The 21513-nt window shown below is 43.5% G+C and carries 20 protein-coding genes, 1 tRNA gene, 2 CRISPR repeat arrays and 1 riboswitch (1 of these 24 running past the window's edge); of the genes, 3 read left to right on the forward strand and 18 right to left on the reverse strand.

Annotated features, from left to right (window positions below; genetic code table 11):
• Nucleotides 1-363: a CRISPR direct-repeat array (repeat unit 30 nt; unit sequence GCCGAACCATAACATAGGATGTTTTTAAAT) (it extends 851 nt beyond the left edge of the window).
• Nucleotides 364-542: 179 nt separating this feature from the next.
• From ACIZ62_RS16600 to ACIZ62_RS16610, 3 genes are all read right to left on the reverse strand, one after another.
• Complete coding sequence (locus ACIZ62_RS16600; RefSeq protein ID WP_414150293.1) at nucleotides 543-1343, reverse strand: ExeA family protein; 801 nt, start codon at nucleotides 1341-1343, stop codon at nucleotides 543-545.
• Nucleotides 1336-2595: a DDE-type integrase/transposase/recombinase gene (locus ACIZ62_RS16605; RefSeq protein WP_414150292.1), complete on the reverse strand. Its 1260-nt coding sequence runs from the start codon at nucleotides 2593-2595 to the stop codon at nucleotides 1336-1338. The genes ACIZ62_RS16600 and ACIZ62_RS16605 overlap by 8 nt, the downstream gene beginning before the upstream one ends.
• A gap of 146 nt (nucleotides 2596-2741) precedes the next feature.
• Nucleotides 2742-3278 carry a transposase gene (locus ACIZ62_RS16610; protein ID WP_414150291.1) on the reverse strand — a complete coding sequence of 179 codons (537 nt, stop codon included), beginning with the start codon at nucleotides 3276-3278 and terminating at the stop codon, nucleotides 2742-2744.
• A 149-nt stretch (nucleotides 3279-3427) separates the two neighbouring features.
• Nucleotides 3428-5951: direct repeats of the CRISPR family, unit length 30 nt; unit sequence GCCGAACCATAACATAGGATGTTTTTAAAT.
• Nucleotides 5952-6065: 114 nt separating this feature from the next.
• On the opposite strand from ACIZ62_RS16610, the gene ACIZ62_RS16615 reads away from it, so the two are divergent.
• A complete protein-coding gene (locus tag ACIZ62_RS16615; RefSeq protein WP_414150668.1) occupies nucleotides 6066-6218 on the forward strand; it encodes a hypothetical protein in 153 nt (50 codons plus the stop codon).
• 139 nt (nucleotides 6219-6357) lie between these two features.
• Here ACIZ62_RS16615 and ACIZ62_RS16620 read toward each other — a convergent pair whose 3' ends face one another.
• The 14 genes from ACIZ62_RS16620 to ACIZ62_RS16685 form a co-directional block, all read right to left on the reverse strand.
• Entirely contained in the window at nucleotides 6358-6861 is a 504-nt protein-coding gene (locus ACIZ62_RS16620; RefSeq protein WP_111888881.1) for a GNAT family N-acetyltransferase, read from the reverse strand.
• A 162-nt stretch (nucleotides 6862-7023) separates the two neighbouring features.
• Nucleotides 7024-9249, reverse strand: a complete 2226-nt coding sequence (locus ACIZ62_RS16625) for a glucose PTS transporter subunit IIA (protein WP_414150669.1) — start codon at nucleotides 9247-9249, stop codon at nucleotides 7024-7026.
• Nucleotides 9250-9503: 254 nt separating this feature from the next.
• Nucleotides 9504-10412: an FMN-binding protein gene (locus ACIZ62_RS16630; protein ID WP_414150670.1), complete on the reverse strand. Its 909-nt coding sequence runs from the start codon at nucleotides 10410-10412 to the stop codon at nucleotides 9504-9506.
• A 202-nt stretch (nucleotides 10413-10614) separates the two neighbouring features.
• Nucleotides 10615-11196: a chromate transporter gene (locus tag ACIZ62_RS16635; protein WP_322519107.1), complete on the reverse strand. Its 582-nt coding sequence runs from the start codon at nucleotides 11194-11196 to the stop codon at nucleotides 10615-10617.
• The gene (locus ACIZ62_RS16640; protein ID WP_414150671.1) at nucleotides 11196-11816 is read right to left on the reverse strand and encodes a chromate transporter; all 621 of its coding nucleotides are present in this window, start codon (nucleotides 11814-11816) and stop codon (nucleotides 11196-11198) included. Before ACIZ62_RS16640 ends, ACIZ62_RS16635 begins: the two co-directional genes overlap by 1 nt.
• Complete coding sequence (locus tag ACIZ62_RS16645) at nucleotides 11801-12487, reverse strand: 4'-phosphopantetheinyl transferase family protein (protein ID WP_414150672.1); 687 nt, start codon at nucleotides 12485-12487, stop codon at nucleotides 11801-11803. The genes ACIZ62_RS16640 and ACIZ62_RS16645 overlap by 16 nt, the downstream gene beginning before the upstream one ends.
• A 163-nt stretch (nucleotides 12488-12650) precedes the next feature.
• Nucleotides 12651-12860, reverse strand: a complete 210-nt coding sequence (locus ACIZ62_RS16650; protein ID WP_414150673.1) for a (Fe-S)-binding protein — start codon at nucleotides 12858-12860, stop codon at nucleotides 12651-12653.
• Between the two features lie 105 nt (nucleotides 12861-12965).
• Nucleotides 12966-13040, reverse strand: a tRNA-Gln gene (locus ACIZ62_RS16655).
• Between the two features lie 96 nt (nucleotides 13041-13136).
• Complete coding sequence (locus tag ACIZ62_RS16660; protein ID WP_414150674.1) at nucleotides 13137-13919, reverse strand: TatD family hydrolase; 783 nt, start codon at nucleotides 13917-13919, stop codon at nucleotides 13137-13139.
• A complete protein-coding gene (locus ACIZ62_RS16665) occupies nucleotides 13913-15274 on the reverse strand; it encodes a CCA tRNA nucleotidyltransferase (protein WP_414150675.1) in 1362 nt (453 codons plus the stop codon). Before ACIZ62_RS16665 ends, ACIZ62_RS16660 begins: the two co-directional genes overlap by 7 nt.
• Complete coding sequence (locus tag ACIZ62_RS16670; RefSeq protein WP_322519101.1) at nucleotides 15237-15815, reverse strand: HDIG domain-containing metalloprotein; 579 nt, start codon at nucleotides 15813-15815, stop codon at nucleotides 15237-15239. Before ACIZ62_RS16670 ends, ACIZ62_RS16665 begins: the two co-directional genes overlap by 38 nt.
• A gap of 176 nt (nucleotides 15816-15991) precedes the next feature.
• Nucleotides 15992-16804 (reverse strand): aminotransferase class IV, encoded by an 813-nt coding sequence (locus tag ACIZ62_RS16675; protein WP_322519100.1) that lies wholly within the window; start codon nucleotides 16802-16804, stop codon nucleotides 15992-15994.
• Nucleotides 16805-16827: 23 nt separating this feature from the next.
• A complete protein-coding gene (pabB, locus tag ACIZ62_RS16680) occupies nucleotides 16828-18198 on the reverse strand; it encodes an aminodeoxychorismate synthase component I (RefSeq protein ID WP_414150676.1) in 1371 nt (456 codons plus the stop codon).
• The gene (locus ACIZ62_RS16685; RefSeq protein WP_414150677.1) at nucleotides 18192-18779 is read right to left on the reverse strand and encodes an anthranilate synthase component II; all 588 of its coding nucleotides are present in this window, start codon (nucleotides 18777-18779) and stop codon (nucleotides 18192-18194) included. Before ACIZ62_RS16685 ends, pabB begins: the two co-directional genes overlap by 7 nt.
• A 248-nt stretch (nucleotides 18780-19027) precedes the next feature.
• Nucleotides 19028-19196, forward strand: a riboswitch (cobalamin riboswitch).
• A gap of 119 nt (nucleotides 19197-19315) precedes the next feature.
• On the opposite strand from ACIZ62_RS16685, the gene ACIZ62_RS16690 reads away from it, so the two are divergent.
• Together ACIZ62_RS16690 and ACIZ62_RS16695 are read left to right on the forward strand one after the other, a co-directional pair.
• Nucleotides 19316-19849, forward strand: a complete 534-nt coding sequence (locus ACIZ62_RS16690) for an ECF transporter S component (protein WP_414150678.1) — start codon at nucleotides 19316-19318, stop codon at nucleotides 19847-19849.
• 97 nt (nucleotides 19850-19946) lie between these two features.
• Entirely contained in the window at nucleotides 19947-20678 is a 732-nt protein-coding gene (locus ACIZ62_RS16695) for an alpha-ribazole-5-phosphate synthase (protein WP_414150679.1), read from the forward strand.
• Between the two features lie 120 nt (nucleotides 20679-20798).
• Here ACIZ62_RS16695 and ACIZ62_RS16700 read toward each other — a convergent pair whose 3' ends face one another.
• Nucleotides 20799-21410: an FUSC family protein gene (locus ACIZ62_RS16700; RefSeq protein ID WP_414150680.1), complete on the reverse strand. Its 612-nt coding sequence runs from the start codon at nucleotides 21408-21410 to the stop codon at nucleotides 20799-20801.
• Nucleotides 21411-21513: the final 103 nt, after the last annotated feature.

A 21513-nucleotide genomic window follows, 5' to 3' on the forward strand; every position in this document is an offset into this window, starting at 1 on the left:
ACTGCCGAACCATAACATAGGATGTTTTTAAATTCTTCGATACTGTACTTTCTAATTGCACCAATGATTGCCGAACCATAACATAGGATGTTTTTAAATAATAATGGGAAGTATTTGTCTTTCTGGTTTTTCTTTGCCGAACCATAACATAGGATGTTTTTAAATTTACTCAATGGCTGGTAAACACTGTAATTCACTATGCCGAACCATAACATAGGATGTTTTTAAATTTCTACACAACGGGGAAAGCATCAATAACGGTGTTTTGCCGAACCATAACATAGGATGTTTTTAAATATCTCTGCAACAACTTGTTCACTAAACGGTATCGCAGCCGAACCATAACATAGGATGTTTTTAAATATTCTTAAGCCAGCTGTAAATTTTCACATTATTTCGGACTGGTTTAATCACAATAAAACGGATCGAAATGTTCGAAAGACTGTGAAAATAATGGCGGGTTAAAAAGTGTGTTTCAGTTTTTTAATCACATAATCACGCTTTATTTCTCCAGAAAAAAAGGGAAATAACGCCGTCAGGCGTTAAATCCCAGCATCCGCAGAAGCGGCAAAAACAATCTCTTCATCAATAAGATCTGTTTGTTTTTGAAAGGCAAGAATCAGACACTGGGTAACCAGATTACCGACTAATCGCGGATAACCACCAGTGGATGATGAAATGGCTTCATAAGCATTCTCGTTGATCAGATTCCGTGAAACACCGGCATGCTTAAACCGGTGTTTGATATAATCCCGAACCTCATCCGGTGTAAGCGGCGAGAAATGAAACCGGGTCACCAGCCGCTGATCAAGCGACCGGTTCTGGTTTAAGGCCAGTCGGTTGGCCAGCGTCGGTAAACCGGTGAGAATCAGAATAAAAGGATTACGTTTATCCATGTCAAAGTTAAAAATGATGCTCAGATCGTGAAGAAACTGGGCTGAAGCCGACTGCATCTCATCCAGGATAAAGACCGGCGTGATGCGGCGTTTATCATAAAGATCCGTAATGGCGTTCTGAATCTGAAAAAACAGCTCCACTTTTCGAAATTTTGGCTGTTCCCCAAGCGAAAACGCCAGACCCCGGTAAAAATCCATGGTTGTCCCGGAAGACATCGGGAAATACATGACCTTATATAACGACGGATTCAAACTGTCGGCAAAGACCCGCAGGGTCGATGTTTTACCAACCCCGGGGTCCCCAGTAATCAGACCAAAACCGCGGGTGGTTTTGAGATAATCCAGTCGGGCTAAAACTTCCTTGTAAGCTTCAGATTGAAAGAGCATCGATGAATCAATGCCCTTGTCAAAGGGCGCCTGCTGGAACCCGAAAAATGATTTATACATGAGGAACACCGCCTAACGCGCTGTAGCTGATAGCATTGTTATTGCGTTTGGCAATGGCGTTGTCCGTCATGATGACTTTTTTGCAGGTAAGAATCCGGACACTGTTTTCATAAATATAGATTTCATCCGGATATTCATTGGGATAACGGATATCCACGCTCTTACCAATAAACATCGGCGACGCTTCGAAAAGGGCGTTGTGCAGCGAAATGGTGGCATCCGACTTGACCTTTCTGGTCACCCGGATCAGAAAGGCTTCATCAATAATTCGGGGATCAGAGAAATGCTTAATCCGGTCACTCCCCCGCATATAAAAGACCATCGGCGCTTCATTGAGACTCGAATGAACCTTATGATGATAATCCCGAGCCAGCCAGGCCTCAAAGCGTTGGTTGAGGACCTCCAGATCCATCAAGTCAGCATCCGTCAAAAGTGGATAGAAACGGCTGCGGACGGTTTTGAAAAAGCGCTCGATTTTGCCCTTGCTTTTGGGATCATAAGGCTTGGTGTTGACCAAGGCAATACCCAGGGTGGCACAGGAAGTATTCAGTTGGTGGGAACGGAAAATCTTGCCATTATCCGCATAAAGCATGGTGGGCTTACCACAGGTAAGTAAAGCCGATTTAAGGACATGAAGGAGATCTTCATTCTTCTCAGCCAGCATGAACTGAGCCCCGGTAATCCGCCGGGAAGCATCATCGATAAAAGCGATCAGATAGGTTTTGCGTTTTTTACCGTTAAGAGTCAGATACGGGCCATGGGAAACATCGGTCTGCCATAGGGTGTTGATATCAATATGGGCAAACCGGCGGCGGTCAGATGTATCCGCCTGGGATGGCTTTAACAGTTGATGTTTTTTGAGCAGCCGATACACCGTCGAATAGGAACAGTCAGAGCTGGTGAAGTGGCCTTCATGAATGAGCCACTCATGGAACAACTTCACTGATAAATGGATGTTTTCCGTTCGCAGCGTAAGGAGTAGTCTGGCCGATTCTGCCGGTAACGCCCGGGACGAACCCTTGTCCGTCCGAACCTTGGGCTTAAGCGCATCAAAACCATGGCGCCGGTACAAACGGTGCCATTCCAGCAGGGTTTTACGGTTGTAGGTGCGGATGCCATAATGCGGGACATCATGGGTTTTGGCACTGACCTCATCCAGATAAGCCGTGTGGTTCGTGATGGTATCCGTAAGTAACGGCGCAATCAGGCCATAGCGAAATAAAGCAATCAATTCTTTGTCTTTTTCAGTCATTGTAAAAACCTCCGATTTTAATGAGTTGAGGTTTTAAGGATCCATAAAACCAGATAATCAGAGAATAACGGATCAATCGATAAAAGGCAAAGCAAAAGCTCTGTGGGACAAATAGTTCTTCAAAAAAATAGGGAAGGATGGTACAATTAAAGTGCCATAAATCCTATCTTAAAATGATCGTGATATCTTTTGCCGAAGATGTGGGGCTTCCCCACCGAGTAGACCATTTCAAGAAGCTTTATGGCTTTTTTATGCCCAAAATCAGGAAAGACGATTAAAGGATCATGACAGATGCGAAAATACTCAATCAGCCGGTTCAGACAAAAAAGGAAACGCCGGGTGATAAAGTGCCGATGCTGATGCGCTAAAGCGCAGGCTGAAGGAATCCTGTTTAAAAAGGCCCAAAGCAGTTCCAGCAGAAATGGAAGGGCCAGCTGAAACCCGGGATGGCAAAAAGAAGGCAGAATACTCACTGTCTTGCCGCAATGAATACAGTAATGGCGTTGGACCGGAATGGCGAAGACATCCTCATACCAGATCACATGCCGGTGATAGATACCATGAAGATGAAGCCGCCTGCACGAATGACAATGAGGACAGCTGTCGATGCGAACTTTTTCAGCGGTGTAGAATTCGTTGATATAATCCAGCGGGTGGTCAGAAAAGTGTTCCAGATAAACCATGGTTTGTGCTTCCTTAAAGTGACTAATGATTAATCATTATACCATAATTGAAAAGCCGGGTTTAGCTGGAATAATTTGATTAAATCAGGACTTTTGGGACTCCTATAATTTGCTAATTAACACCAGCACCTTCGGAGCCAGATAGTTGAGCCGAACCATAACATAGGATGTTTTTAAATAATGACTGGTAGTGTAAGAGAGCCTGATGGCGGAGTTGCCGAACCATAACATAGGATGTTTTTAAATGCGTTACAAGTCCAGCTTCTACAAGTTCCGCAATGCCGAACCATAACATAGGATGTTTTTAAATACGGTATACGGTGGAACTAACGCAGATATAGCTGATGCCGAACCATAACATAGGATGTTTTTAAATCGACCAGATGAAGGGCCACTAAAACAATATGAAACGTGCCGAACCATAACATAGGATGTTTTTAAATGTTTTGGACACAGCAAATTGCAACAATCCCAGTGGGCCGAACCATAACATAGGATGTTTTTAAATATGCGACTACAAGCAGAGCTGTTCTTACAATTGTTGCCGAACCATAACATAGGATGTTTTTAAATTTGATTGATTATATCCTTCTCTTAATTCTTCTTCCAGCCGAACCATAACATAGGATGTTTTTAAATTCTAATATCTGTTGCGCATTTGTACCGGGCGCATAGCCGAACCATAACATAGGATGTTTTTAAATTTGGGTTTAAGCACATCGTAAACTTAAAACCTTTTGCCGAACCATAACATAGGATGTTTTTAAATACCGATGACATAACGTATACTTCCGCTAATGTTGCAAGCCGAACCATAACATAGGATGTTTTTAAATGGAAGTACGGCAACAAGTGCAAGCGGTGGCGGTGGGCCGAACCATAACATAGGATGTTTTTAAATATAAATCCTTGCATCATATCACCAGCCCATTCAAGGCCGAACCATAACATAGGATGTTTTTAAATCTAGCTGAATTTTGTGAAATTCAGTGTCGTGGAGGCCGAACCATAACATAGGATGTTTTTAAATAAATCAATGATAGACAACAGCTTGCCGATATTGCTTGCCGAACCATAACATAGGATGTTTTTAAATTATAACCCAATCGCTGAAATACTAACGTCGTTTCCCTGCCGAACCATAACATAGGATGTTTTTAAATCTGGAAATGGTGCTACAAGCGTATAACAAATACCAGCCGAACCATAACATAGGATGTTTTTAAATTCACTAATAGATTCCATAATAATCGATAACATAAAAGCCGAACCATAACATAGGATGTTTTTAAATATGACAAAGATTGAAATTGTTGAAGCACTGGAAAAAGGCCGAACCATAACATAGGATGTTTTTAAATGCAGCACCAAAAATCATATTTAAACTAGCAGCTACGCCGAACCATAACATAGGATGTTTTTAAATTCATTAACCAATTCTTCTGGTGAATCTCCCCAAATGCCGAACCATAACATAGGATGTTTTTAAATAATTTAAGCTATACGAAAAAAATAAAAATCGGCGAGCCGAACCATAACATAGGATGTTTTTAAATTTTCTCAGACTTTCGAGTGTCGCCACGATTGCAGCTGCCGAACCATAACATAGGATGTTTTTAAATATAACATCACCTATAACATAACGCCCTGATAGGGTTGCCGAACCATAACATAGGATGTTTTTAAATCGCCTTTCCCCCTCTCAAGGCATCCAACCCACTCTGGGCCGAACCATAACATAGGATGTTTTTAAATATAATGAATTGGATAAAGCGCAGTATATTATACAGTGCCGAACCATAACATAGGATGTTTTTAAATGGCTGAATGGCTTAATTTATGGCGTGAATCGACGGGTGCCGAACCATAACATAGGATGTTTTTAAATATCATAATACCACTTCGAACCCAGCCCCTCTCTTTAAGCCGAACCATAACATAGGATGTTTTTAAATGCGTTGCAGCCGTGTGCCTAAGATCGTGGTAGCGGCCGAACCATAACATAGGATGTTTTTAAATGCGACTCTAAAACATGGATATAAGTACCCAATGTGGGCCGAACCATAACATAGGATGTTTTTAAATAGTTTAAAGCCATTTACAAAATCAGATTCCATTTTGCCGAACCATAACATAGGATGTTTTTAAATCAGCCTGTTATTGCACAAAAAGACGTTGCCGACAAGCCGAACCATAACATAGGATGTTTTTAAATTTGCTGCAATATCTACTATCACAACACCGTTCCAGGCCGAACCATAACATAGGATGTTTTTAAATGTCGTAACTTGAGTTACAAAGCCGTCCCACGCGTTTGGCCGAACCATAACATAGGATGTTTTTAAATAAATTATACCAAACCGTTGCAGCTTTCCCAGCAAGCCGAACCATAACATAGGATGTTTTTAAATTCATTGCGATTGCACCATTTATCGCAGCCATCGGGCCGAACCATAACATAGGATGTTTTTAAATAAGCATAATTTAGATCCTGGACAATCGTTTGTAACGCCGAACCATAACATAGGATGTTTCTAAATTGTAAAACGTCTCCCGCACCCAAAGGACGTCGCCGAGCCGAACCATAACATAGGATGTTTTTAAATGGAAGAGGAGCTGCCGATTGCGGTGATCTTTGATCACGCCGAACCATAACATAGAATGTTTTAAATTCACCAGTGGATACCCATTTCTTTTACTCTCCTCACAAAATGGAATAGGTAAATCGTATTTGTTGCTAAAATCGACTATGCAATTAGCAAAAAAAAAGAAACGGAGGGACATAAAATGGGAACAACAACTAAAATTATTTATATACCAGAAGAAACTGCAACATTGGAAATTAAAAATTTTATCAATGATGGTCTGAAAAATGTTCAGAATAATGACCTCTACGATTTTAATAATGACAGCAATGGGATTCACCACGCCTACGGCTAGTCCGTACTGCCAGCCAAAATACAACCCGTCCAAAAGCACCAGAATATGTATAGAACCAATTCTTAAATTCAATCCTGTTGAAAACGAAAAAGATGCTGATTGATTTTACATCATCCAGCATCTTTTTTTACATTTTATTTCATTTAATCAAGGCATACATACAGTAGTCGGTTATCTTTCCGTTTTTGAAGATGGCCTTCTTGCAAATTCCTTCTAACTTAAAGCCGGCCTTTTCAAGGGCCTTCCGGGAACCAATATTATCCACAAAGGGTCTGCTATAAATTCTAAAGATATCAAAATTAGCGAATCCATTTTCGCAGGTTTGGATTATTGCCTTTGTCATAATCCCCTTTCCCCAGAATGGTTCACCCAGCCAGTACCCCATCTCGGCCGTCTTACAGCTGACATCGTCCTGAAGCATCAATCCCACCGAACCGATGGGCTCATTGTCTATGACAATGGCTTTGATCGACTGTTTTGTCTGATCTCTGTGCATACACTGGTCAATGAACATATGGGCATCGTCCAATGTGTAGGGTGATGGGAAAGCATTCCTTAAAAAGCAGGCAACTTTGGGGTTATTGGCATAACGCACTAAGTTTTCTGCATCATCCAGTTTCCAATCTCTTAATTCAAATTTCATCTTTCTTCCTCCTGTGTAGAATAAGTTATGTTATGTCAGACCAGATCCCTGGCGGATGCCGTTCTTTGGTCTGACTGCAACATACAGATTGACAGACTTTATTTCGTAATAGACTGCCCACTATTTCGCGTATACTCGCTGGCACCCGTTAATTTAACTGTTTCAGGATTCAATGGCAAAGGCGTCCTCACTGCTTTTAATGGCACCACTCTTAATCACTTTTATCTTTTGATCTTCAGTTAAATTAGTCACAACAATCGGTATGGCGGTTGAAGGAGCATGATCAGCAAGATAGTTCATGTCCACCTTCATCAAGAGATCGCCTTTTTTAACCTGATCGCCTGTTTTCACCAAAACTTCAAATCCCTTTCCGTCCAGTTTTACCGTATCAATCCCCACATGAATAAGGATTTCGGTACCATTTAGACTGGTCAGCCCAATAGCATGGTTGGTTGGGAACACCATGGTAACCTCGGCATCGCAAGGGGCGTTGATGGTGTCACCCGTGGGGAATATCACAATCCCATCCCCCACCATTTTGTTGCTGAAGGCCTCATCCGGTGCTTCGGTAATACTCTGCAAATCACCATCAACAGGTGCTGCAAAAATTTCCAGGGTTTTAGCTTTATTGTCTTTCGTTTCAGTTAGTTCTTCTTTGGCCGGTAATTTTTCAACCACTGGGATCATCGTTTCCTGATCACTTTCTGAACGCTCAAGATACTCATCCAACTTGGATTTAATCACCGTGACCTTGGGTCCATAAATAACCTGAATTCCATTTCCTTGCTGGATAACGCCCAGCGCTCCAGAAAGCTTCAGGATTCTTTCATCAACCTTTTTCCCATCCAATACCGTCACCCGAAGCCGGGTTGCGCATGAATCCAGATCACTGATGTTTGACTTCCCACCTAACCCGTTGACAATCATTGCCGATCCGGGATCACTGGATTCCACGTTCTGATCGTTACCCTTATTTTTACCTTTTTCATAATCTGCCCGGGTATAGAGCTTCGTTTCTTCGTCTTCTTCTTCTCGACCAGGCGTTTTTAGATTAAATTTATTGATTAAAATCTTAAATAAAAAGTAATAGAGAATGAAGTAACCAACCCCCACCAAAACAATGTACAGCCAGTTGGTCTTGGCATTTCCCTGGAGAATACCAAATAGAGCGAGATCGATAATCCCGCCTGAGAAGGTCATCCCAACCCCAACATTCAAAATATGCATAAACATATAGGACAGGCCGGCAAAGACACTATGGATGACATATAAAAATGGTGCAACAAATAAAAATGTAAATTCAATCGGTTCGGTAATCCCCGTGATCATCGCCGTTAGTGCCGCCGATATCAATAGTCCACCGACCGCTTTCTGTTTGTTAGTTTTGGCGCATTTATACATGGCCAATGCAGCCCCAGGTAAGCCAAAAATCATAAACGGGAATTTCCCCGACATGAAGCGTGTGGCTTCCACTGAAAAGTGGGTGACATCAGGACTTGCCAATTGGGCAAAGAAAATGTTTTGGGCTCCCTCGACCAAAACGCCATCCACAACCATTGATCCCCCCAATCCGGTTTGCCAGAAAGGAAGATAAAAAACATGATGCAGACCAAAGGGAATTAATGCCCGTTCGATAAAGCCATAGATGAAGGTGCCAAAATACCCGGATGCAATGACCAAACCACCGATGGCATAGATACCATTTTGAATAAACGGCCAGAAAAAGAACATGATCCCACCAATAAATAAAAAGGCAATGGCCGTAATAATGGGTACAAAACGTGTCCCTCCGAAAAATGATACCACTGGCGGAAACTCAACCTTATAAAACCGGTTATGCAGAGCCGAAGTTACCAGCCCCACTAAAATCCCACCAAATACACCCATTTGCAAAGATGTTATTCCCACAATATCGGAAATTGAACCGCTTGGCAACATCTTGTTCGCAATAATCGGGACAAACGCACTGCCGCTGCTCTCAGCAGCGATCTGCCCCAGATTATTGGCAATCAGCAAGGTTTCCGGTGTATAGGTTCCGGTAATCTTAATAAGCGCAGCGATTACCGCATGCATAACGAAAAATCCAATTACGCCAGCCAGTGCTGCCACCGCTTTTTCCTGTTTAGCCATCCCAATAGCTACACCCATGGCAAAGATAATGGGCAGATTCGCAAAAATAATATTACCGGCAGCAAGCATGATACTTAAGATGTCATTTACAATGGTTCCCGGGCCCATCACCCCTATCAGATTGTAGGATTCAAGCATGGTCTCATTAGTAAATGATCCACCGATCCCTAAAAGAAGTCCAGCCACCGGCAGCAAAGCAATGGGTAACATAAAAGAACGTCCCACCCGCTGTAAAACACCAAAAATCTTATCTTTCATCAATAACCGCCTCTTTCTCTATTTAATTATTTATTCTTCATAATAGTATTACCCCATTTCTTTGAAAATATCTAAGAAGTTTTTTTTTACAAAAAAAGACACCCGACCCTTTAGACTTAACTCACTGGCAAATTTAAAGGGTTGGGTGTCTAATCGTTTCAGTAACATCATTTTTAAATATTTTCAACTATTTAAAAATGGTATCCTGATTTCACCTTTTGTCAAGGCCATCATACCGCATCGTTACCAGAATTTTACAGACTGGGTAGTGTTCCGGAAATCACCGCCGGTTCCAAGCCATTGATAACAGCCTGCATAATGCCGTTTGAGGTATAGGTTGCTCCTGAAATCGTATCAACTAGCGGAGTCTGCGCAGCAACAATCGCTGCCGGTACTGCATCAATGGCCTTGCCATAATACTTTACATTATTTTCATTGTGGGAAACCACTAAAACATCAGTAATCACATTTTCAGCGACTGTCACACACACCGTCAACTCCGGTCCGTAACCTTCTGCCACGCCAGTATAAGTACCATCCTTCAAATCAACACTGCCTAAAAACAGATTGGCCTTGGTTAGCACCGTATCGGTTACTGCTGTATCCGTCGTCATCGTTGATGAGCTTTCAGGTGGGGCGGTGCTGGCATTTTCCGCCGTTACGGGATCGGTTTGATCCTTCGCGGCTGTTGCCGATACCGTTTCGGTTCCATACAATTTTGCCACCGAAGTCTCCACTTCCCTCAATGAACATTTAAAAAAGAACTCCGGACCCATGATTCCGCCCACTTCCCACAGGTGGATACCCAGGAACACAATCAACACCGCAGTTAGCCAGCGATGGGGTTTGATCCAGGTACACTTTCCCGGTAATAGTTTTCTCAGCATATAGGTCAACCCCAAAAGCACCCCCATCACCATGCACAGGGTTCCAAAATTAAATGATAAAATGGTTCCTGAGGAAAAGAACCCATGAACACAGGCCGAGATCACAAAAGCGATTCCCATTGTTTTATGTGAATTTCTCAGATTTCGGTTAATTCTGGCGATAAATTTATTTTTTCTTTTACCCTTATTGATTATTCGTAGTAAATAGATGATCGTAAGTAAAAATGCAAAAATGACACTTAACCAGGCAGTTAATACGTTAATGATAATAGTCATCGCAATCCCTCCTTTTTCCTTATCATAACTGATGATTATGACAATTTTGTGTCATTTAAATTAGTTTAACGCATTTTTGTGATGATCATGTGACGAAGTAACCTATTTAATTTTTACTTAAGCTGATTCCTAAAAAGAAATCAATTTATTAAATTTTTCTCAAAAAAAATAAGACCTACTGAAAAACAATAGATCCCACTCCTTAATAAAACATCGGCAATACCCCGAAAAACACCATCCCCAGACCGGCTGAGATCAGTATTAGTTTTATCGGATGTAGTTTAAAGCGGAAATAAACAAAGCTGCCAATCACAAAAATAATAATTTCCAGATATTGGAGGGCGGAAAAAAAATCACCTATTGAGTGGATCTCAGAACCCTTGCCAATGAATCCGGTGGACATGAGCAGCCAAACTGCCGCGGCAATCAGACCAATCACGACTGGCCGCATCCCATAAAGAGCACCCTGAACCCATTTATTCTGCTGAAAATTAGTAAATGCCTTAGCGATAAAAAGGATGATGATAAACGAAGGTAGAACCACAGCGGTGGTTGTGATCAGAGCTCCCGGAAGTCCGCCCATTTCCATGCCCACAAAGGTCGCGATATTCACCGCAAAGGGCCCGGGGGTGGACTCTGCCACGGCAATAAAATCCGTCAGTTCCAACAGGGTCAACCACCCGTGGGCCACCACTTCCTGCTGAATCAGCGGTATCATGGCGTAACCGCCGCCAATGGTAAATAAACCGATTTTGAAGAAAGTGATAAATAGATCCAGATACATTATTTATCCTCCCCGCTATTTTCCCCGTTTGAAATTTTTTTATTCAGCCAAATCTGATAAGCCAGCCCCGTCACAGCACCGCCCAGCAATAGATAAATGACATTGATGTTGGTAAATGAAGCCAGCCCAAAAGCCAGCATTAATATCAGCACCGTTAGTGGTGTGTATTCTCCCTTTTTACCCATTTTAACCACGGCTCCCAGGATTAAAACAATAACCCCGGCCCGAATTCCCCGAAAGGCATAACCGACCCATTCCAGACTTTGAAAATCCTGAAAAAAAAGGGCAATGAGACTGATAATCGTCAGTGAAGGAATCACCACCCCCAGGGTGGCCAGCAGCGAACCCCAAAAGCCTGCTACCTTATAGCCCACAAAGGTCGCCGTATTGACGGCAATGACCCCTGGGGTTGCCTCAGCAATGGCAAAAATATCCAGGATATCCTCGCTTTCAATCCAGTGATGCCGTTCCACGGTTTCATATTCTATCAGCGGGATCATGGCATAGCCACCCCCAAAAGTAAATAACCCGATTTTTAGAAAGGTCATAAATACGGTTAAAAGTTTTTCCTGGTAATCATTCTTTTCTTTCAAAGCATCTCTCCCTATAAGCTGATCCATTCTATTTTTTCCTGAAAATCGCTGGGTTCACTAACAGCCCATAAAACATAGCTTTCCAAAATAGGATAATTTTTAGTCACCACCGGCATTCTTTTTCCGTCTGTAAGAATAGTCATCTCAGAATTGATTGACTCTTCCTTTTGGCAGTCAATCTGAAACGCATGCATCGGCAGTTTAAATCCCTTTCCAGTGTACTTCATATAGGCTTCTTTAAGGGCCCAAAGATCATAAAAAGCCCGTGTCTGTTTTTTTTCCGGTAACGAAAAGAGCCAGTCCGCCTCTGATGGGGCAAAAAAACGTCGCGCCAGTTTTAAATTCGGGCGCCCTATTTTTTGAATATCCACCCCCACCGGCCGGGCTCCCAGACCGCAGACCACATAATGGCCGGAATGGGACAGGTTAAAAAAGATCTCCGGATAATCCGTGAGCAATGGTTTGCCATCTGCTCCGACTTTTATCTCAAGCGGTTCGTAAATGCCATAGACCTGCTCCACCGCTTTTTTTAGCAGCATTTCAGCTCCCACCGCAAGCGCTTTGGCATCTGGTGTTTTAAGCCGCTCGGCCTTTTCTCGCCGCTGCTTTGAAACCGCTTTGATCACTACTGCTAATCGACGGGGATCGTTCAAGATGCGAACATCCGCGATATAAATTCGGGTTATAGTCGATTCCATTTTTTCTCCATTGCTGATCTGATTCATACTTTGCCAATTTATGGCGTGCAACAGGTGCCTTTTAATCAGTTTACTTCGTTTACGTGTTTTTTAAAACACCCTATTTACATTATACTAAAAAAGATAAGAGCAGGCAAACAATGGATCATTGTCTATCTGCTCTTTAGTCTCTATTCGTATCCATTAATGTCTGAATCGCTTTACGGTTTTTTTCATAGATCGCTTCTCTTATTGCCGAGCACCCACCCAAGGTTTTTTTCCCTTGCAATAATTTTTCGGCAAAGGCCATGCAGTTATTTTCACCGCAGTTTTTACAATTGGTATGGGGCAAATATTCGTAAATATCAAAAACGCTGATTTTTTGATCTCTCATGGTTTTCTCCTGTTTTTTCACTTGTTGCTAATTGACATCTCAATATTAACAGATATAATAAAACCTGCTTTTTAAGTGATCTTAAAGAGCAGGCTAAATTTCTTTTGGCAGAGGTAGCAGGATTTGAACCTGCGAATGATGGAGTCAGAGTCCATTGCCTTACCGCTTGGCTATACCCCTTTATTCATTTTCTGTCCCGAAGGTACGCTAAACATTTTATCTGAATTCATTACGATTGTCAAGGAAAATGAATAAAGGATTTGCATTTTATTATTTTTACTTTATATGTTTTTCAATGCCGAACACTCTTTTGGCATTCTGGGTGGTAATCTCTCCCACCTCTTCTACTGTGATCCCCCGGATTCGGGCAATTTCGGCTGCCACGAAACGCACATAGGCCGGCTCGTTTCGTTTGCCGCGATGAGGTGTGGGCGTCAGATACGGACTATCCGTTTCAATGAGTAATCGCTCTAAGGGTATCATCGCAACCACTTCCGGCAGTTTTCGGGCATTGCTAAAGGTTAGCGGCCCGGAGATCGACAAATAAAAGCCCATGTCGAGAAAGATTTTAGCCATTTCCACCGAACCGCTATAGCTGTGCATAATCCCGCCATACGCTGGCGCAAAGTACTCCTTTAAAATCCTGACCATGTCTTCCATCGATTCCCGGTTATGGATCACAATTGGCATCTTTACTTCTTTGGCAATCACCAACTGGCAGATAAACACCTCCTGCTGGATATCCCGGGGGGAATAGTCATAGTGGTAATCCAGACCGATTTCACCGATCGCCACGACCTTTTCCTTTTTTGCCCATTCTTTTAGCAGCGCATCGTGTTTTGAGGTAATGTAATCCTTGGCATCATGAGGGTGAATCCCCACCGTAGCATAAACCATCGGGTATTTTTCACTCATTGCTACGGCCCGGAAACTTGAAGCCTCGTCGGCCCCGGGATTGACAATAAGCTCGATCCCGGCGTCCTGGGCGTTTTTTAGTACCGCTTCCCGGTCCTCATTAAATTTTTGGTCGTCGATATGGGCATGGCTGTCAATTAACATGTTCGCATCTCCTTTGCTTTTTTTATTAAACTATCTTTTTCGTTTTCATAGACTTCATCGATGACGCCAGCCAGCAGCAGGTTGAGAATCCGGCCGATTTCCTCACCGTTTTTGATTCCCAGGCCCATTAGATCATGACCGTTGACAGCCAGATCTTTTAGCGAAAAACAAGCCTTTTCGGCAATCACCTGATCAAGCAGCGCTTCCAGTCTTTGTAGTGACTCCAACCGGTCATGGTGCTTTGACGCCTTAGCCAGGTTATCCCCCCGCTTAATCGCAATCAGATCCCGAAGCAATGGCTCTGAGAGACGGTTTAGCCAACGCTTGACACTTTTTTTATCTTCTTCAATGATGGTGCCGTGGTATTTCACTAACGCACAGACCTGATCAATGGTTACATTACTCATCCGCAAGGCTGTTAAGCGCTCCCGGGCGATCGCTTCAGAGCACTTACTGTGGCCTTTAAAATGGCCCACTCCGGCAGCGTCCCGGGTAAAGGTCTGCGGTTTCCCTAGGTCGTGAAACAACATCGCCCACCGCAGCCGCGGTACCGGCGCCAGCGTTTGCATTGCCACCGCCGTATGGGTCAGCACATCATAGCAGTGGTGCGGATTCTGTTGATCAAAGTTCTTAGCCGGCAGCAGCTCGGGGATCACCACCCCCAACACCGTCGTTTCTTCCAGGATGATCGTTTTGGCGTTTTTGCCACAGATCAGTTTATTCAGCTCAGCGGCAATCCGCTCTGCTGAAATATTGGCAAGTTGTCCACAATTCTGCCGGATGGCGATACGGGTCTCCTCATCCAGGTCAAAGCCCAAAACCGCGGCAAAACGCAGGCCCCGAAGCATGCGCAAGGCGTCCTCGGCCATTCTTTTGTGAGGATCACCAACTCCGCGGATGATTTTATTTTTGATGTCCGCTGCTCCGCCATAGCGATCAATCAGACCTTTTTGGGGATGATAGGCCATCGCATTGATGGTAAAATCCCGTCTGGCCAGGTCATCTGCCAGGTTTTTGGTGAACTTCACCGCATCCGGATGACGGCTGTCGGAATAATCGCCTTCGGTCCGATGGGTGGTTATTTCGATGGCCATCCCATCAAGGATGATCGTCACGGTACCGTGGCGAATGCCTGTTTTTAAAACCCGATGGCCGGTAAAACAAGAGATAATTTCATCCGGGGTGGCGTCAGTGGTCATATCAAAGTCCGTCGGTAGGGTATCAAGCAGATAATCCCGGACACAGCCGCCCACCAGATATCCACTGAATCCACAGCTTTCCAGCCCTTTAAAGGCCTTTTTTACCGGAACCGGAAGACTAAGCTTCATTACTTCCCAGGCCGATGTCGTCGGCAACGGCCCGCATTCCCAAAATCGTTTCCTGCATCAAGTCATCCAGCGAATAGCCGGCCATCTCCGCACCTTTAGCGACGACCTCCCGATTGACCCCGGCGGCAAAACTGGCCGTTTTGAATTTCTTTTTGACTGATTTTAGTTCCAGATCGTTGACACTTTTGGAGGGCCGCATATAAGCACAGGCGGTGATCAGTCCGGCCAGTTCATCGGTGGCATAGAGAATTTTCTCCATCTGATGAGTCGGCTCCACATCCGCACAGATCCCAAACCCATGGCTGACCACGCTGTTGATAAAAGCTTTCTCATAATCGTTGGCTTCCAGAATTTCGACCACCTTGACGCAATGCTGATCCGGATATTTTTCATAATCCAGATCGTGAAGCAGCCCGACAATTCCCCAATAATCGGGGTCTTCCCCTTCCAGTTTGGCAAAATGCTCCATCACTCCAGACACCGCCAAACCGTGATTAACCAGAGATTCACTTTCATTATATTCCTTCAACAACGCCAATGCTTTTTCTCGATCTAATTGTGTGTTCATTTTATCTCCTCGTTCTTCTTTTAATTACGTTTATTTTAACACAGTTTACTATTTACTGACAAAGCCAGTTTCAAATTATTAAGATTTTGTCGTTCACAAAAAGCCCTGCCACGGATTTTTTTACTTCCGTTGCAGGGCTGAGTGTTTAACTTTTCGTTTCTTAATAACTCGTCTTATTAAAACCCTGATCCCCAGGTTTGCTGAAATAGTGCATCGATCCGATAGCTCAGGGTTTCGGGCCCAATCCGATAGTTCACCTCATCGACCTGATTCACCGGCATGATTTCCATCAGTGAGTTGGTGATAAACACCTCGTCGGCATCGATCAACTGCTCGCGGGTATAATTACCCTCTTCTATCGGGATGAGGTTGGCTTTTAGCAACTGGATTACGCGGTTTCTGATAATTCCGGCCAGCAGCCCGCAATCCCTTGCCGGGGTACAGACGGTTTTGTTTTTAATCAAAAAGAGATTGGTCATACAGCCTTCGGCCAAATAACCGCGGGTGTTATAAAAAATCGATTCGGAAAAACCGCGGGCCTTGGCCTCATTTAAAATCAGCAGATTTTCCAGATAGTTGTTGGACTTGATCGTGACCAGCCGGGCTGTTTCATTGCGGACCGCATCATTGGTACAGATTTTTACTCCCCGGGCAAACATCTGGCGGTCATAATGATTCTCCCGGGCGGTGATTAGCAGGTTGTCTGCTTTTAAGCCCTTACTGAGGGTGACCCGCAGCCCACCCCGATTCATCTCATTTTTTTTTATGATCTTCAGACAGTCCGCCTTAATCTGATCGGGATGACTGGTTAAGTTAAGGCCCATCACCAGGGCACTTTGTTTAAAGCGCTCCATATGATCCGCGAAAAAAACCGGTTTTCCATGGGCTACATTGATGGTTTCAAACACCCCATAGCCATAAAGAAAGCCCTGATCCAGAGAAATCTGGGGTTCTTTTGAAATTTCTCCGTTATAACTGGCGTAGTCCATTGGGTTCCTCCTAAACTGTTTAATTAATAGCGTTTCAGTGCATCCATCAGAGCTCTGCCCTTGTCGAAGGTTTCTTGATATTCGGACTGGTTGTCGGAATCCCAGACGATTCCACCGCCGACCTGAAAATAACCTTTCCCATCCTTGCAGACAATCGTCCGAATGACAATATTAAGATCGAGATCCCCGTTGAAACCAATATAGCCGATCGAACCGGTATAAATGTTTCGCTGGGTGGGCTCCAGTTCATCAATAATCTCCATCGCCCGGATCTTCGGTGCCCCGGTAATCGAACCGCCGGGGAAAGTGGCTTTGACACAATCGATGGCATCGAGGTCATCCTTTAATTCGGCCGTAACGGTTGAGACCAGATGAAAAACGGTCTGATAAGTTTCTAACTTAAACAATTCCGGAACCTTAACGGTGCCGGTTTTAGCAATTTTCCCCAGATCATTGCGCTCCAGATCGACAATCATTAGCAGTTCGGCTTTATCCTTTTCGCTGTTAACCAGAGTCTCCCGATTAGCGGCATCTTCCGCAGCGGTTTTGCCCCGGGGCATCGTCCCTTTAATCGGTCGGGTTTCAATGTTTCGACCCTGAACCAGAATAAAACGCTCCGGGGAACTGGAAACAATCTGTCCTTCTCCAAAATCAATGTAACTGGCAAAGGGAGCCGGGTTAATTTTTCTGAGTTCGCTGTATAATTCCAGTGGGCTAAGCTGTAAATCAGCGTTAAAGCGCTGAGTCAGATTGGTCTGGTAAATATCTCCCGCTAAAATGTATTCGTGAACTGCATCCAGTGCCTTCATATACTCCGACTTGGTGAAATTACCCCGAAATTCAACATTCTCATTAATTTTAAAGTCTGTACGAATGGCAATTTTAGGATCGCCGACAAATTTTGCGGCTAACCGGCTGATGATATCCGCTTCATTTTCTTCGATTCCCAGGGCGGCCACATAGGTCTTACCTTCTTTATGATCAATAATCACAATGCCATCATAAAAACCCATATAACAATCGGGGATACCCACATCATCCACGGCACTGCGGGGAAATGCTTCCAGATGATGACAGAGATCATAGCCAAAATAACCCACTGCCCCACCTAAAAAAGGAAACGGGGATGGATAATCCATTTTATACTGTTTTAAAAGCTTTTGCAGTTCATCAAAAGGATCTCCCGTAAGCGTTTTCGTCGCTGTTTTGGTTTTAACGGTAATGGCGTCCGCTTTGCTTTTAAAGACCAGAAACGGGTTCCCACCGATAAATGAATAGCGTCCCAGACTGTCAGGGTCTCTGCCGCTGTCTAAAAAGAAACTATAGGGCTCATCTTTAAACAAAAGATAGCACTCAAAACTGCTTAAGTCGGTTTTTATTTCTTGTATTAACATCGCACACCCTTTTCTTTTGTCGATTGAAAAAAGTTGTCCAATAATTCCATCCCCATTTCGGTAAGAATCGCTTCAGGATGAAACTGAACCCCTTCGATGTGGTAGTCTTTATGTCGCATACCCATGATCTCATTTTGATCAGTTCGGGCGGTGATCTCAAAAAAATCCGGTATTTCCTGATTTTCAACCACCAAAGAATGGTAGCGCGTCACCTTCAGGGGATTATTAAGACCATCAAACACGCCGGCATTGTCATGGGAGATGGCATGGACTTTGCCATGAACCGGTTCCAGAGCTTTTTTAATCTTACAGCCAAAGGCCTGACCGATGATCTGGTGGCCCAGACAAATACCCAGGATCGGGATTTCACCCTTAAAACGGTGCACCACATCCAGACAGATTCCGGATTCGTTGGGGGTGCATGGCCCCGGTGATAAGACAATCATCGACGGTGCCATCGCGGCAATCTCGTCCAGGGTAATCTTATCGTTTCTCTTTACAATCACCGTTGCATTCAGTTTTTCCAGATACTGAACCAAATTATAGGTGAAAGAATCATAGTTGTCGATCATTAGAATCAATTTTTATACCTCTTAGTATTAGTCATTTTGTAAAGCATTGTACCATACTCCAAGGATTCAATACAATGAATTATAGCAGCAATATTTGGCCGCGATTTTTTTATCGCCGCTTTTTTTTCGCGGTTGATTTAAGCTAGAATTTACCCTCGACGCGATCATCTTTTAACGATTACTTTACTTTTTCTTTCCCTTAATTATTTACAATTTCAATTTGACAAATTGATCTCTGATGTGCTATTATTTGCTCAAGTAAATAAAGCTTTTTTGGTGCCTTGAAAAAGGAGAATAGGGAAACAGGTTAAAATCCTGTAGGGACCCACCACTGTAAAGTCGAGCACAAGTCATGACCACCTCACGGGAAGGGACAAACTGCGATGAAGCTGACTCAGGAGACCTGCCAGAAATGATTCCATTTGGACGACGGTAAAGTTCACATCTAAATTAGATGTGAACTTTTTTATTTAATTAAATCGACCTATCCAAATTTTCTTTTCATCGCCATAGAAATGCTTTATAATAAAATTAAGGAGTATCACATGAAAATCAACACGCGACAACTCGTTTTTATGGCGCTTTTAATTGCCCTCTCTTTTGTAGGAGCCCAGTTAAAAGTTTTTGGCACGATTGCCTTCGATTCACTGCCGGCCTTTTTGGGCACCCTGTTGATGGGACCTCTGGCTGGCGCAATTATTGCTATTATCGGTCATCTTTTAACCGCGCTTACCTCAGGATTCCCAATGACCCTACCCGTTCACCTTGCTATTGGTCTGGGGATGGGGCTGATCATGGTGGCCACCTGGTATACTTATGTTTTTGTTAAAAAGGCCGCAAATGAAATCGTCGCCCTGATCGTCAGCGTTATCGTTGCCGCTATCTGCAACGGCCCGATCCTACTTTTACTCTGTTCGCCGCTTTTAATCCCCATGTTAACCTGGCCCGGAGTGATTGCAATGATGTTTCCCCTGGCTCTGGTGGGTGGAATCAATGCCCTGATTGCGGCCCTTGTCTTTAAAGCATTACCCCTATCGGTTAAAAATCAGGTATCTTCGGCAACTTCGGCTCAGGCATAAACTTAAGCTCCGCTAGAACCTGATTCTTAAATGACGAAGTAACTCACAAAATACATGGCACTTACGTTATTATAAAAATCCCCGAATGGAGGACCGTATGAAAACTTATCAATATCGTGACCTATCCGTCATTGAGCTTCCTGATTCCCTCCTGGTCACTGCCTGCGACAGTAGCGGTGGCGTCGGGGAAAAGCCCGGGGATGAACTGTGTGTTGCCACCAAGTACATTTCTATTTTTGCTGCCCGGGTATGTCTTTTTGAACTGCTGGCCTGTGGCGCCCAGATTATCGGTCTTTCCAACACCATCGTCGGAGAAATGCACCCCACCGGCGAAGCTCTGATTAAAGGTATTCGGGAAGAATTGGAACGGGCCGGTATCGGAGATCTGCCCATTAATGGTTCGACCGAAGAAAATTTCAAAACCAGCATGACCGGTTTTGGCATTTTTGTACTCGGAATGGCCAATCGGTTGCGAATCACTCCCTCAGTATCCGCAGATGTGGTGATCTGCATCGGTAAACCCAAATATGGCAGTGCCCTTATTCTCGATGGCGATCCGGAAATCGCCAATTATCAGGATCTCAAGACCTTAGTTAAGAACCCTGCCATAAATGAGATCGTTCCCTGCGGTTCCAAAGGGATTTTATACGAAGCCAACACGCTTGCCAATATTTACCGGCTCCAATTTGAACAATTACCTAATGATCTGAATGTAGTGGATTCTTCCGGCCCGGCAACCACCGTAATTGCCAGCATCAAGCCCTCAGCCCTATCCGGACTGGCTGCCATCTTTAAGGATAAGCTGACCATTATTGGCTATTTCAGATAACAAAATATTTGCAAATAAAAAAAGACCACCTGGTATTAAGGGTGGTCTCTTTTTTAAGGGGAGGGGTAATTATATTTTAGTTAATCTAGACGTCACAAAAATCCAGAATAAACGTAAAATCTAGGGTTTGAATATCATATACAACAGGTTTGACACTTTAAATTTTTTATAACCGCTGTCCGGTTTTTCTTCGACCGTGATCAACTCTTTTTCCGTCTCTGTTTGGCTTTCATCCGGGCTTTTATCACATTCCGGCAATTTAATAAAGCGGTTGATTAAAAACGCCACAACGATGCCAAATACCGTTTCCAGAAGTCTTAAAAGGGCCAGCATATAGGTACCCGTATCCTGAGGATAGGTGGTCATTAAAATGAGAAAGACCACACAGGTAATGACGATAGCACCCGATTTGTTAATATTATTACACAGATAAATCAGTCCCATAATTCCTAATGGAATGATGAAAACATAGGCATATTGATATGGGATTAAACGAGCAATAAAAATACCCAACATTCCCGCTACACCTCCAAAGAGGGTTCCCAATATCCGATTCCAGCCCGTTTCAATCGAATTTTCAATGCTCGGTCCCATCGTAATCACAGCCGCAATTGCAGCAACGAGCGGATTGAACTCCGGTCCCATAATTGCAAATACTACCACACAGATAAAGACTGCTAACACCGTTTTTATGTTTCTCATACCAATAGCTGGCAGATTACATAATTTCATGATTTTTTAACTCCAATTATTTTTTTGACTTTTACTGTCAACATTTTGTTCCCAGCAAAAGTTTTGTTATAACATGTTTCTTTAACTAGAGTATACTCTCATA

Source organism: Acetobacterium carbinolicum (genome assembly GCF_047456275.1).
GTDB lineage: Bacteria > Bacillota > Clostridia > Eubacteriales > Eubacteriaceae > Acetobacterium > Acetobacterium carbinolicum.

Coding starts and splice junctions, on each gene's coding strand:
- ACIZ62_RS16600 (WP_414150293.1), bottom strand. CDS start 1,343: ATGTATAAATCATTTTTCGGGTTCCAGCAGGCGCCCTTTGACAAGGGC.
- ACIZ62_RS16605 (WP_414150292.1), bottom strand. CDS start 2,595: ATGACTGAAAAAGACAAAGAATTGATTGCTTTATTTCGCTATGGCCTG.
- ACIZ62_RS16610 (WP_414150291.1), bottom strand. CDS start 3,278: ATGGTTTATCTGGAACACTTTTCTGACCACCCGCTGGATTATATCAAC.
- ACIZ62_RS16615 (WP_414150668.1), top strand. CDS start 6,066: ATGGGAACAACAACTAAAATTATTTATATACCAGAAGAAACTGCAACA.
- ACIZ62_RS16620 (WP_111888881.1), bottom strand. CDS start 6,861: ATGAAATTTGAATTAAGAGATTGGAAACTGGATGATGCAGAAAACTTA.
- ACIZ62_RS16625 (WP_414150669.1), bottom strand. CDS start 9,249: ATGAAAGATAAGATTTTTGGTGTTTTACAGCGGGTGGGACGTTCTTTT.
- ACIZ62_RS16630 (WP_414150670.1), bottom strand. CDS start 10,412: ATGACTATTATCATTAACGTATTAACTGCCTGGTTAAGTGTCATTTTT.
- ACIZ62_RS16635 (WP_322519107.1), bottom strand. CDS start 11,196: ATGTATCTGGATCTATTTATCACTTTCTTCAAAATCGGTTTATTTACC.
- ACIZ62_RS16640 (WP_414150671.1), bottom strand. CDS start 11,816: ATGGATCAGCTTATAGGGAGAGATGCTTTGAAAGAAAAGAATGATTAC.
- ACIZ62_RS16645 (WP_414150672.1), bottom strand. CDS start 12,487: ATGGAATCGACTATAACCCGAATTTATATCGCGGATGTTCGCATCTTG.
- ACIZ62_RS16650 (WP_414150673.1), bottom strand. CDS start 12,860: ATGAGAGATCAAAAAATCAGCGTTTTTGATATTTACGAATATTTGCCC.
- ACIZ62_RS16660 (WP_414150674.1), bottom strand. CDS start 13,919: ATGTTAATTGACAGCCATGCCCATATCGACGACCAAAAATTTAATGAG.
- ACIZ62_RS16670 (WP_322519101.1), bottom strand. CDS start 15,815: ATGAACACACAATTAGATCGAGAAAAAGCATTGGCGTTGTTGAAGGAA.
- ACIZ62_RS16675 (WP_322519100.1), bottom strand. CDS start 16,804: ATGGACTACGCCAGTTATAACGGAGAAATTTCAAAAGAACCCCAGATT.
- pabB (WP_414150676.1), bottom strand. CDS start 18,198: ATGTTAATACAAGAAATAAAAACCGACTTAAGCAGTTTTGAGTGCTAT.
- ACIZ62_RS16690 (WP_414150678.1), top strand. CDS start 19,316: ATGAAAATCAACACGCGACAACTCGTTTTTATGGCGCTTTTAATTGCC.
- ACIZ62_RS16695 (WP_414150679.1), top strand. CDS start 19,947: ATGAAAACTTATCAATATCGTGACCTATCCGTCATTGAGCTTCCTGAT.
- ACIZ62_RS16700 (WP_414150680.1), bottom strand. CDS start 21,410: ATGAAATTATGTAATCTGCCAGCTATTGGTATGAGAAACATAAAAACG.